The sequence below is a fragment of the Loktanella salsilacus genome (assembly GCF_900114485.1).
GTDB lineage: Bacteria > Pseudomonadota > Alphaproteobacteria > Rhodobacterales > Rhodobacteraceae > Loktanella > Loktanella salsilacus.
Genome location: NZ_FOTF01000044.1, coordinates 1 through 11,400 on the forward strand (window position 1 = coordinate 1; position 11,400 = coordinate 11,400).

Below are 11,400 nucleotides of genomic sequence, written 5' to 3' on the forward strand. Positions count from 1 at the left end.
TCACCGCCAGCCAAATCAGATAGGGCAGTAGGGCCGCGTATTTATCGCCCAGCAGAACCGTCACGACGGGGATACCGCACAGGGCCACGCCGATGACCAGCGCCATGCCCATCAGCAAAATGCTTTGCAGGACGCTCATCGCCAGATGAATGAACCGCGCCTCGCCTTCCGGCGTGCTCCGGTCCACGGCGGACAGCTGCGGCAGAAAGAAATTTTGCGCCGATTTCGCCATGACCAGTGTCGGCGTCAGGGTCAGGGTAAAGCCCATGGCAAAGATCGCTAGCACCTCCATCCCCAGCTCCCTTCCGACAATCAGCTTGTCGCCGTTGAAGACGCCGAATAGCAGGATACCGTTCACCAGCAGCGGCCAGCCAAAGCGCAGGGACTGGGCCATCACCGCGCGGTCCAACACCAAGCGGTAAGGGCGATGCGCCACGAGGTGAGAGATCAGCACTGTCGTAACCGCCTGCACGACGATGGCGTAGAGCATCACGCGGTAATCGCCGAAATGCAGCGCCAGCGGCCAGACCGCCAGCACGGACAGCAAGGCGGGGACAGCGCCGGTCAGGATCACCGGCCAGAATACCATCGTGCGGTTCAGACGGTGGATGTCGAAATGCACCAGCGCATTCAGCACCGGCACCAGCGCCATCACGCGGTAGGCCCAGGCGGCCTGCGGCACGTTCAGCGCATCCGCAATCAGCCCGGCACAGACGAACAGCACCGCGCCGGACAGGACGCCGCGCAGCACCTGAAACCCCTGCAAGGCCGCCTGAAACCGCGGGTCATCACCGTTCCGGGCCTGCACAATCTGTTGCTGAAGGCCGAGGGCGGAGGCCATTTCCACCACCGCCATCGCAATCGCAAAGGTCGCAGCGACGCCGTAATCGGCCACGGGGATCATCCGCGCCACGATCAGGTTGCGCGCCAGCAGCAGCAAGGCCGCGGTGGCATTGCCGGACAGGATCAGCAGGGCGGATCGGAACATGACGTAAAGGCGCCCTTTCAAAGGGAGGGAGAGACGGTCCGGGGTTTGTCCCGCTTTTGCCATGCTTGCGTCAACAAGCGGGGCGACAAGGCTATGCAATCGCACAGCAATGGGGCAAGACCAGCCCAGCTTTGCGACATTTTATCTACGGGACCGCGATTTTTCATGGCCAGCGCACCGCTTATCCCCGCCAGCCCGGCGCTCGCCCGCGTGGCGCGCGGTGATCTGTGCGCTGGCTGCGGTGCTTGTGCGGCATTGGCACCGGGGCGGATCGCGATGGAAACCGTCGCCCCCGGCTATCTGCGCCCGCGCCAACTCGCGCCGTTGGACGCAGGGCAGACGGCGGCGATTGCGGCGGTCTGCCCGGGCCTTGGGCAAGACGTTCAGGCTGCGGGCCGCGCCGATCCGGTGCTTTGGGGGCCTTATACCGATGTGATGACAGGCTGGGCGCGCGACCCGCAGGTCCGCTTTGCCGGATCGTCGGGCGGGGCGCTGTCGGCGATCTTGATGCATCTTATCGCCAGCGGCGTGGTGGATGCGGTGGTGCAAACGGGCGCCGCGCCTGATCTGGCGATTGGCAATGCGACGACCGTCTCCGTCGCAGAAACGGCCATTATCGCCGCCGCAGGCTCGCGCTATGCGCCCTCTGCCCCGCTGGCGGATTTGGCGGCGCAGGTGGCATCGGGCAAACGCTTCGCCTTTGTCGGCAAGCCTTGCGACGTCGCGGCGCTGCGGGCGATGATGGCGCGTGATCCGGCCATCGCCGCCGCCTTTCCCGTCGTGCTGTCGTTCTTTTGCGCAGGCGTGCCATCCCATGCGGGCGGGCGGGCCGTGCTGGCGGCGCTTGGCACCGATCTGGACCAGACCGTCCGCTTTCGGTTTCGCGGCAACGGCTGGCCGGGGCAGGCCACAGCCACGGACCACACCGGCCAAACCCGCGCGATGAGCTATCATGACAGCTGGGGCAAAATCCTGTCCAAACACGTCCAGCACCGCTGCAAAATCTGCGCCGATGGCACCGGCACCGCCGCCGATATCGTCTGCGCCGACGCGTGGGAAAGTGACACCGCAGGCTATCCCGTCTTCGCCGAGGCTGACGGCATCAGCTTGATCGTCGCCCGCACGCCCCTTGGGGCCGAGTTGATCGCTGCCGCGCACGCAGCGGGGCGGATTGAGACGCAGGCTTTTGACATCAATACCCTCGCCGCGATCCAGCCCGGACAGCGCGAACGGCGCCGCGCGTTGCTGGCCCGCCTGACCGCCCTGCGCCTGCTGGGGCGGCCCGTGCCGCGCTATACCGGATTGCAGATCCTCGCTGCCGCGCGGCAGAACCCGCTGCGGCGCAACCTCAAAAACCTCCTTGGCACCCTGCGGCGCGCCCTGCGCCCGCGTGCCTGACCAAGCATCAGGATCACCATGACCCACGCGCCGCTTCGCATCTGTCTGATCATGCACTCGACCCGTTCCGACAACCTTGGCGTCGGTGCCCTGACCGTGTCAGAGGTCGAGATTTTGCGCGATATTTCCCGCCAGATCGACACCCCCATCGACATCACGGTGATGGACTGGAAAGACCCCCGCGCGCCTTATGTGACCGGGCCGGACGTCACCGTGCGCGATCTGGACGGGCGGGTGATGGTCAATCCGCGCGGCTATTTCGCTGTCGCGCGCCAGTCCGATCTGGTGATCGACATTGGCGGCGGCGACAGCTTTGCCGATATCTATGGCAGCCGGCGGCTGAACCGGATGTTCCTGCTGAAATACCTGACCCATCTGGCAGGCACGCCACTGGTCATGGCGCCGCAGACCGTGGGGCCGTTTACGCGCGCCAGCTCTCGCTTTTTGGCCGCAGCATCGCTGAAGCGCTGCGCTGTGGTTGCCAGCCGGGACGCGATGTCGACACAGGCGGCGCGGGATTTGGGGGTCACAAAGGTGATCGAGGCGTCCGATGTGGCGCTACGCCTGCCCTATACGCCCCCTGCCCCGCGCAGCGGCGGGCCAGTGAAGGTCGGCATCAACGTCTCTGGCCTGCTGATGGGCGGCGGTTACACGGGCCGTAACGAGTTCGGGCTGACCATGGATTACCCCGCCTTGATCCGCGACCTGATCCGCCACTTTCAAAGCCACACCGATGGCTGCGAGGTGCATCTGGTCCCCCATGTCATCGTCCCCAGCGGACGGCTGAGCGGCGAGGATGATCACCGCGCCAGCGCCGCCTTGGCCGCAGAATTCCCCGGCACCGTGCTGGCCCCGGCGTTTGACACACCGTCAGAGGCGAAGAGCTACATCGCCGGCCTCGATTTCTTTATGGGCGCGCGGATGCACGCCTGTATCGCCGCGTTTTCCAGTAGCGTGCCGGTGGTGCCGATGGCCTATAGCCGCAAGTTCGCCGGATTGTTTGGCACGCTGGGCTATGACCGCACCGTCGATTGCACGACGCAGGGCGCAGATGACATCAAGGCCGCGATCTTTGCCGGATATGACGGCCGCGATGCACTGGCGGCAGAGGCGAAGACGGCCCTGACCGAAGGTCTGCGCAAGCTGCAGGTCTACGAGGATGCCCTGCGCGATGTGCTGATTGCGCAGCGCGATAAGCGCAAAGCCTAGCCCCGGTTCCAGCGCCCCGCCAAGGTTTGCGCATCGGTGGTGCCCACCAGCAACCCCGTCATCCGCCGCGCGCGGTAGGCCCTGATGCGCACCAACCCGGCAAAGGCCAAGGCGCGTTGCCGCAATCCGGTGATGCGATCAGAGGCGATGATCCGCGGTATTTCCGCCAAGGGCGAAGCCCCCATCGCCAGCGTCTTGGCCCCCCAGCGCAGCTGCCACAAAGGCCGCGTGCGGGCGCGGGTGATGTCGTGGCTCATGTGGCGGTCCCACTTTTGCACCAGCTGCGAAAACTGCTGCCGCGCGGGGTGATAGACCTTCATGCCCGGAATATAGCGGATGACCTCTCCCATCTTTGTGGCGCGCTGGCCCCAGTCGCGATCCTCTGCCACATCAAGGCCGCCGAAGGGGCCGACACGGTTCAGAACCGCGCGGCGCACGACCAGATTGCCGGTGCCGGTAAAGCCTTCGCGGGTGATGTAGCGGTCCATGCGGTAGGCGTAGATACTCTCATACGCCTCTAGCATGGTAACGCGGGCAGGGTCCGCCAGCGCGATGCGCACATCGCCGCCAAGGATGGCAGCAGTGGGGTCTGCCATGGCAGCGGCGGCCTGCGTCAGCCAGCTTTCGTCCGCCAGACAATCGGCGTCGATAAAGGCAAGGATCGGCGCGGTGGTCAGCGCTGCGCCAAGGTTGCGCGCGGGGCCCGGGCCGGGGTTACGTTCCTGCACCAGCCGCACATTGGGATGTTTGGCGCAGACGGCATCCGGCATCTGCTGCGATCCGTTATCGACCACGACGATTTCATCCGGCTGCCGGGTCATGCGCGCCAGCGAGTCCAGACACCGCGCCAAAAAGTCCGGCTGGTTCAGATGCGGGATCACGACGGCGATCGCATCCGCGGCATGTAAGAAACCCGTCAAAGAGGCGGTGTCAGGCATAGGATCGTTTCAACTTATCAAGGGCATCTGCGTGCGCCGTCAAAACCTATGGCTGGTTTCGCGTCAAAGCCATGCGCAATCGGGCGCGCGGGGGTGTTTATAGCGACCTGCGGCATTGATGCCCCGAGTACGTTCCGCATCCCTGAATTATCCTAAAACGAATTTTGTATTACACTCCACATATCCTGCTAGTGCTGCACCCCCATTCAAGGCTTTTGCCTGTCGCGCAGATCGACACCGATCAACACACGCAGAAGGGTGTTTGCCACAGTTGTCGCTTCGCCTTTTGCGCGTTAACGGCGCGTTAAGTATGACCTGCCCATGATGCCCAAAACATAGGGCAGGAGCATCGCATGGGACGGAACGGGACATTTGATCATGCAAGGCTGCTGGCGGCCTTTGGCATCGTGGTTTTCCACGCAGGTGCCCCCGGCGCGGCCATCGGTTATGCGGGTTTGCCGTTTTTCCTGATCTTGCTGGTGCTGCTGGCCCTGCCGGCCGCAGAGTGCATGTCGTTCACGGATTTCGCGGCCCTGCGCGCGCGGCGCCTGCTGCGGCCATGGCTGATCTGGTCCGCCGTCTATGCCGCCCTGAAACTGGCAGAGGTCGCGGTGACCGGCGCGCCGCTGCGCACTGAATTTACCGCATCCATGATCCTGACCGGCCCGGCGCTGCACCTGTGGTTCCTGCCCTTCGCCTTTGCCGCCTCGCTTTGGGTCTATGGCTTGGCCCGTTTGCGCCAAGTGCTACCAGTGCCAGTGCAGACACTCTGCGCGGTCTTGCTGCTGGCGGCATTGGCGCTGCTGAGCTTGCATCAACGCGGCGGATTGCCTGTGCCGCTGGCGCAATGGGTCTTTGCGGGCCCTGCGGTCTGCCTTGGCAGCATCTTTGCCCTGCTGGGCACGCGGACCATGCAGCAGGCCCCTGCGGTGGGGCTGGTTGTGGCGGGGCTGGTCGGGGCTGCGATGCTGATCAGCGGGCCGGGCGGCGTGTTGCAGATCGCCGTCGCGGGCACAGTCTTTGCCCTGTGCACCGCCTATCCGCGGCCCGCGACGCCCGTATCCCGGTGGGCGGCAGAGGCGGCGATGGGCGTCTATCTGGTGCATCCGCTGGTGCTGTCTTTGGCAGACCGGACGGGCATCGCAGAGCCGGGGACCGTCCCTATGGCGCTGGCCGGGATCGCCGGATCACTGGCATTGATCGCAGGCTGGCAGGCGGCCCTGCGCTATGCGCCGCTGCCGCCGAGCGCTTGGGTGAACACACAAAGGCCCTGATGATGCCCCCATCTGGCATGAATTCCGGCCATGCGTTGCGCTATATTGCAAAGTGTAACGCCCCGCCGCAGCCACGAAAGATGTGATGTCAGACAGCGCCCACCCTTCTGCCTTTGGCGTCTTTGGGCGTCTGCCTGTTGGCATGCTGTGGCTGGTGCTGCTTGCACTGGCGGCTGTGCCGGTGTTCTGGCTGGGGTTTGTGTCCCTTGGCCAGGCGTGGATGACGCCGGAATATAGTCACGGCCCGTTGATCCCGCTGATCTCTCTTTATCTGTTTCTGCGCGAATTGCGCTATGCGCCCCCCGCGCCCATTGGTGCGCGCACCAGCCGCGCCCCCGGTATTGCGGTCATCGCGCTGGGGCTGGTGGGCGGCATCTTTGGCAATCTGGTGCAGATCCCCGATATCGTGACCTACGCCTTAATCATCTGGGTGGCGGGCGTCGTGCTGACCGGCTTTGGCTGGGCGCAGGGACGGCGCCATCAACTGCCGGTGCTGCATCTGGTGTTCATGCTGCCCCTGCCGCAGTTCATCTATTGGAAGCTGACGATTTTCCTGCAGCTGGTGTCGTCGGAGATGGGTGTCTGGTTTATCCAGATGGCCGGCATCCCCGTGTTCCTGGACGGCAATGTCATCGATCTGGGCGTCTATAAACTGCAAGTGGCAGAGGCCTGTTCTGGCCTGCGCTACCTGTTCCCGATCCTGTCGTTTTCCTATCTTTTCGCGATCCTGTATCGCGGCCCGTTCTGGCACAAGGCGGTGATGTTCGCGATGGCGGCGCCGCTGACGGTCTGCATGAACGCCTTTCGCATCGGCATGATCGGCGTGCTGGTGGACCGCTATGGTATCGGGCAGGCCGAAGGGTTTTTGCACTTCTTTGAAGGCTGGGTGATCTTTGGCACCTGTATCGCGATCCTGTTCGGCATGGCCGTGCTGCTGCAACGCACCACCGCCAATCCGCTGAGCCTGCGCGAAACGCTGGATATGGATACCGAGGGTCTGGGCGCGCAGGCGCGGCGTATCCTGTCCGTGGCCCCGTCCCGCGGCGTGATGATCGCGGCGGGCCTAAGCATACTAATCGCCGCCGCCTTCGTGCTGACCCCGCCGCCTGCGCGCATCACGCCGGACCGCGACGGCTTTGTCCTGTTCCCGCGCGAGATTGCAGGCTGGCACGGCTACAACGTCCCGCTCGAGCCGCAGGTCGAGGCGGTGCTGAAAGCATCCGACACCATCAACGCGGTCTATGCGGACCCCGCCCATCCCGGCCACTTTGTCAGCCTCTTTTCCGCCTACTACGACCGCCAGACCGAAGGCGCAGGCATCCATTCGCCCGAAGTCTGCCTGCCTGTGGGGGGCTGGGAAATCTTCTCGATTGACGGCGAAGAAGTGTCATTCCCGGATACGGTGCACGGCACCTTCACCCTGAACCGCGCGGTCATCGAAAAGGGTTTGTCGCGGCAGCTGGTCTATTACTGGTTCGAACAGCGCGGCACCCGGATGACCAACGATTATCTGGCCAAGATCGATGTGGTCTATGACAGCCTGACCACCGGGCGCACCGACGGCGCGCTGGTCCGGCTGGTCACCGCGATTGCGGAAGGCGAGGATGTCGCCCTTGCCGATGCGCGCCTACAGGATTTCATGGGCCACCTGCTGCCCCACCTGCCCCGCTATATTCCGCAGTAAGCGGCCAACCATAATGCGCGATCATCGCGGCAATCGCGGTGTCATTACCCGACAGGCCGACATTGGTGCTGCGCAGGTTCTGCTCCTGCCCGCCGGGCCATTCCAGCACACGGTGCGGACAGGCCAGCATGCGGGGCACGCTGCCGCTTAGCCGGTGCATCCAATACAGCCAGACATCATCGGCGTGCGGGCACAGCTGCTGAAACAAATCGCGGCGCGTGACATCGGCGTGAAAGATGCGCGGATCATAAAGCACGCCCATCACCCCCGTCGGAAACAGCAGGGGCGCGGCCATCGTGCGCCGGATGCCCCGGTGCCAGCTGTATGGCCGCGGTGGCAGATCACCGGATCGCCGGTTTGGGTATGGGCCTCGGTTAACTCTTCTAGCCACGTCGGCCAGTAATAGACATCGTCATCGGCGGTGACGACAAAGGCATCGGGGAAGGCCTGCAGCGTTGGGATAATCTTGGTGAAGGATCGCAGATCATCCGTGGCGCGAATATCCAGCCCCAGATCGCGCAGGGCAAGGATCGCGGCGGGCAGCTTGGCCACGTCGTCATGTCCCAGCCACAGCACCACATGATCGGGCCGCACGCTTTGCAGCAGCAAACAGTTCAGCGTCTTTTCCAGCACGCCAAAGCGCGGCGCAAAGCTGGTCAGGGACACGACCAGCGGACGCGGCAGACCGTGGGGCCGGGTCGATCGTTCGCCCCGCGCGACCCTGCGGGCGTATTCGCGCAGCGCCCGCGCACTGCGCCTGCTGTGCTTCCACTCACGGAACTTCAGTGCAAGGTATCCATCTGCCATCACCCAGCGCCCCTTTGGTAAAGCCTGCCTGCCGTCTTAAACCAGACGCGCCGCACTCGCCACTGCTGCGCGGCACTAGCGGCGCGGCCAAGGCGGCGGCAAACTGATAAACTGTGATTTATTCTCCCCGCTCTGCGGCCCCATTTGCCATATTCTTGCCATATTCTTGCCATATTCCTTCGATCCATCAGGACAGAGGTGTTATGATCCGCAAACACCTTTAGCGCGAGTGAGCCGAGCTGATGATCATCACCACCACACTGGGCGGAGTAGCCGGTGCCATCGCATCCGTTCTGACGGGGATGTGGTGCGGTGTGGGCGTGTTTGGCCTGATCGGGCTTTATATCCTTGGCGGCACGGTCAGCTTTGCGATCACCTTTCTGATCACCCTCAGGATGCAGGCGCAGCACCCGGATGATGGCAAGCAGTGACGCGGGCCTGCGCAGGCGGTTATGTAATTGCCCTGCCTGCGTCGTAATTTCACCGCCCCGCCCGCATAAGCTAATGGAAATACGCCTCTTTTACTTTTGTGGATGAACATGACCGACCGTATCGCCCCTAATGATCGCCACATTCTGATTGTCGTCGAAAACCTGCCCGTGCCGCTGGATCGCCGCGTCTGGCTGGAAGCCACGACGCTGAAACAGGCGGGCTATGATGTGTCTGTCATCAGCCCGATGGGCCGCGGCTGGGACGAAGCCTACGAGGTGATCGAGGGCGTGCACATCTACCGCCACCCCGCCCCGCCAGAGGCGCATGCAGGTGCCCTCGCTTATGCGCGCGAATATGGTCATGCGATCCGGCACTGGTTTCGTCTGGCCCGCACCGTTTGGACGCGGCGGCGCTTTGACGTCATTCAGGGCTGCAATCCGCCCGATCTGATCTTCTTGCTCGCGCTGTGGTACCGGCTTTGGGGCGTCGCCTATATGTTCGACCACCACGATGTCTGCCCGGAACTGTTCGAGGCGAAGTTTGGCAAAAAGGGACTGCTCTATCGCTTTATGCTGGTGTGGGAACGGATGACCTTTGCTACCGCGTCCGTGTCGATGGCGACCAATGGCAGTTTTCGCGATATCGCGGTGCGGCGCGGCAAGATGGACCCAGAGGACGTCTTTGTCGTCCGCTCTGCGCCCCGGATCGAAACCTTTATCCCCGGCCCCGGCGATATCGCCATGCGCAAAGGCGCGGGCACGGTGATGGGCTATGTCGGCGTGATCGGCCAGCAAGAGGGGATGGACCTGCTGGTTTTGGCCGCAGATCACCTGATCCACAGCTTAGGCCAAAGCGATGTGCATTTCCTGATCGTCGGCTTCGGCCCACATCTGGAAGAGGTCCAGCGCGACGTCGCGGCGCATGATTTGCAGGACTACTTTACCTTCACCGGCGCGCTGTATGGCGATGACCTGCTGGCGGCGCTGAATGCGATTGATATCGGCGTGGCCCCTGACCCCAAGAACGCGATGAACGACATATCGACCATGAACAAAGTCATGGAATATATGACGCTGGAAAAGCCGCTGGTGCAGTTCGACCTGACCGAAGGGCGCGTCTCTGCCGGGGCAGCCGGGCTTTATGCCAAGGCCAATGATCCGGCGGATTTCGCGGCTAAGATCGCGGATCTGATGGCCGACCCGGACGGGCGCGCCCGCATGGGTGCATTGGGCCGCGCCCGGGTGCTGAACGATCTGTCTTGGGCCCATACAGAGCCGCAATTGCTAGCCGCCTATGACCGCATCTATGCCAAGATGCGCCGCCCTGCCCCGGAAGCTGCGACCGCTTAGTAACTGGTGACGAACTTGCGGCGCAGCAGCAGGTAAAGCGTATTGGCCTGCGCCATATCACCGGGCGTGTCTTCGATATAGCGATAGCTATAGCCCGCATCGCCAATCCAGTCCTTGGTCAGACCCTTGCTGTAAAGAATGTCCAGCGTGGTATCAAAGGACTCGGCGTCGGTTTCAAAATCGCGGGCCTGCACTGCGTCCAGATTGATCTGAAACTCTGCGTCCCGCGTCAGGGCGCGGGTAAAGTTGACCCGCATCCGCGTGTTCAGCCGCTCTGAGTCCTGCTCATTCAGCGATGACACATCGCGCGACAGGGCAAATTCAAATTCGCTGCGCACATAGGTCCGAAAGGTGCTGAGCGAGCCTGTCATCACGGTTTCGCCTTGCGGCAGATGCATCGCGCCGATCTGCGCCGTGACTGGCCCGATCGGGAATTCCAGCGTGCGCCCGGCAGACAGGCCATAACGCTGCCCGTTTGGCGTATCTACCAGCGTTGCCTCGGTGCTGACAGCGCCTAGCGGGCGATCAAGGCTAAAACCTGCAGTCGCGGTGACCGTTTCGCTGGGATCAGGCGATGTGCCGTCTTCAAACGCGCTATAGCTCAGCTCTGCATCCAGCTGCATCGCCGGGCTGATATCCAGCCGCGTGCTGGCCCCCACCGTGCGGCGGCTGTTGTCGGCTAGGCTGTTGCCGTTCAGGCCGCTGGCATTGCCGCTGGTGTAAATCGTCTGGTTCCCGCGGGCGTAGACGCTAAAGGCCGCCATCGCGTCCCGGCCCCAGTCCAGCTCTACCGTGGCGCGGCTGGTTTGCCGCGTCGCCGTGCCGTTGACGAAATCGGTCAGACCATCGGCGTCGCGGACGGTGAATTTCTCTTCGCCCAGATCCATCTGGCGAAAGTTGCCCGTCAACTCTAGCCCGGCATTGGCGGAATGAGTCTCGAACCGGGTTTCCACCCGCGGCGAGGTCAGGCCGACATCGGGGCTGCTGGTGCCATAGCGGATATCAGTCGCGCCCTCGAAGCCAAAGGACGAGGTCGGCGTCTGGGTCAGCAGGCCAAAGGACGGGGTAAAGCGCGCGTCAATCGTGGACTCGCCCCCGTCAGACCGCGGACCTTCGTTGTCGGTGCCGACAAGGCCAAAGGCCGTGCCGAATGTCAGCTGGATGCCGCCGGTTTCATAGCTTTGCGCGTGACCGGCCAGTGGCAGGGCTGCAAGCCATGCCGTCAGCCACGCCCCGCGCAGCGCAGCGCGGGGTGCAAACACGACCGTCATTCAAACAAACGGCGCTGGGGCACGACGATGACATCGCCGTCGGCCAATTG

At 63.5% G+C, this 11,400-nt stretch carries 11 protein-coding genes; 6 read left to right on the forward strand and 5 right to left on the reverse strand.

What is annotated here, in order from left to right:
• Positions 1-988 (reverse strand): oligosaccharide flippase family protein (locus tag BM131_RS19100; RefSeq protein ID WP_090192005.1); only part of this gene is annotated, 988 nt, incomplete at its 3' end.
• A gap of 165 nt (positions 989-1,153) precedes the next feature.
• Here BM131_RS19100 and BM131_RS19105 point away from each other — a divergent pair.
• Both BM131_RS19105 and BM131_RS19110 read left to right on the forward strand, forming a co-directional pair.
• A complete protein-coding gene (locus tag BM131_RS19105; protein ID WP_090192007.1) occupies positions 1,154-2,386 on the forward strand; it encodes a Coenzyme F420 hydrogenase/dehydrogenase, beta subunit C-terminal domain in 1,233 nt (410 codons plus the stop codon).
• Positions 2,387-2,404: 18 nt separating this feature from the next.
• Positions 2,405-3,595, forward strand: a complete 1,191-nt coding sequence (locus BM131_RS19110; protein WP_090192008.1) for a polysaccharide pyruvyl transferase family protein — start codon at positions 2,405-2,407, stop codon at positions 3,593-3,595.
• On the opposite strand, the gene BM131_RS19115 is transcribed toward BM131_RS19110, so the two are convergent.
• Positions 3,592-4,533, reverse strand: a complete 942-nt coding sequence (locus tag BM131_RS19115) for a glycosyltransferase family 2 protein (RefSeq protein ID WP_090192010.1) — start codon at positions 4,531-4,533, stop codon at positions 3,592-3,594. The two genes, BM131_RS19110 and BM131_RS19115, sit on opposite strands and share 4 nt — an antisense overlap.
• A 353-nt stretch (positions 4,534-4,886) precedes the next feature.
• On the opposite strand from BM131_RS19115, the gene BM131_RS19120 reads away from it, so the two are divergent.
• Together BM131_RS19120 and xrtD are read left to right on the forward strand one after the other, a co-directional pair.
• Complete coding sequence (locus BM131_RS19120) at positions 4,887-5,807, forward strand: acyltransferase family protein (RefSeq protein ID WP_090192011.1); 921 nt, start codon at positions 4,887-4,889, stop codon at positions 5,805-5,807.
• Between the two features lie 85 nt (positions 5,808-5,892).
• The gene (gene xrtD / locus BM131_RS19125; RefSeq protein WP_090192013.1) at positions 5,893-7,491 is read left to right on the forward strand and encodes a VPLPA-CTERM-specific exosortase XrtD; all 1,599 of its coding nucleotides are present in this window, start codon (positions 5,893-5,895) and stop codon (positions 7,489-7,491) included.
• Here the strand turns inward: xrtD and BM131_RS19130 are convergent.
• Positions 7,445-7,786 carry a hypothetical protein gene (locus tag BM131_RS19130; protein WP_090192015.1) on the reverse strand — a complete coding sequence of 114 codons (342 nt, stop codon included), beginning with the start codon at positions 7,784-7,786 and terminating at the stop codon, positions 7,445-7,447. The two genes, xrtD and BM131_RS19130, sit on opposite strands and share 47 nt — an antisense overlap.
• Positions 7,753-8,298 (reverse strand): hypothetical protein, encoded by a 546-nt coding sequence (locus BM131_RS19135; RefSeq protein WP_090192017.1) that lies wholly within the window; start codon positions 8,296-8,298, stop codon positions 7,753-7,755. Before BM131_RS19135 ends, BM131_RS19130 begins: the two co-directional genes overlap by 34 nt.
• 242 nt (positions 8,299-8,540) lie before the next feature.
• Here BM131_RS19135 and BM131_RS19140 point away from each other — a divergent pair, with 242 nt between their 5' ends.
• Together BM131_RS19140 and BM131_RS19145 are read left to right on the forward strand one after the other, a co-directional pair.
• A complete protein-coding gene (locus BM131_RS19140) occupies positions 8,541-8,729 on the forward strand; it encodes a hypothetical protein (RefSeq protein ID WP_090192019.1) in 189 nt (62 codons plus the stop codon).
• A 108-nt stretch (positions 8,730-8,837) separates the two neighbouring features.
• Positions 8,838-10,079, forward strand: coding sequence for a glycosyltransferase family 4 protein (locus BM131_RS19145; RefSeq protein ID WP_090192022.1), 1,242 nt, complete (start codon positions 8,838-8,840; stop codon positions 10,077-10,079).
• On the opposite strand, the gene BM131_RS19150 is transcribed toward BM131_RS19145, so the two are convergent.
• Entirely contained in the window at positions 10,076-11,341 is a 1,266-nt protein-coding gene (locus tag BM131_RS19150; protein ID WP_139222724.1) for a hypothetical protein, read from the reverse strand. The genes BM131_RS19145 and BM131_RS19150 overlap by 4 nt on opposite strands.
• Positions 11,342-11,400: the final 59 nt, after the last annotated feature.

Coding starts and splice junctions, on each gene's coding strand:
- BM131_RS19105 (WP_090192007.1), top strand. CDS start 1,154: ATGGCCAGCGCACCGCTTATCCCCGCCAGCCCGGCGCTCGCCCGCGTG.
- BM131_RS19110 (WP_090192008.1), top strand. CDS start 2,405: ATGACCCACGCGCCGCTTCGCATCTGTCTGATCATGCACTCGACCCGT.
- BM131_RS19115 (WP_090192010.1), bottom strand. CDS start 4,533: ATGCCTGACACCGCCTCTTTGACGGGTTTCTTACATGCCGCGGATGCG.
- BM131_RS19120 (WP_090192011.1), top strand. CDS start 4,887: ATGGGACGGAACGGGACATTTGATCATGCAAGGCTGCTGGCGGCCTTT.
- xrtD (WP_090192013.1), top strand. CDS start 5,893: ATGTCAGACAGCGCCCACCCTTCTGCCTTTGGCGTCTTTGGGCGTCTG.
- BM131_RS19130 (WP_090192015.1), bottom strand. CDS start 7,786: ATGGCCGCGCCCCTGCTGTTTCCGACGGGGGTGATGGGCGTGCTTTAT.
- BM131_RS19135 (WP_090192017.1), bottom strand. CDS start 8,298: ATGGCAGATGGATACCTTGCACTGAAGTTCCGTGAGTGGAAGCACAGC.
- BM131_RS19140 (WP_090192019.1), top strand. CDS start 8,541: ATGATCATCACCACCACACTGGGCGGAGTAGCCGGTGCCATCGCATCC.
- BM131_RS19145 (WP_090192022.1), top strand. CDS start 8,838: ATGACCGACCGTATCGCCCCTAATGATCGCCACATTCTGATTGTCGTC.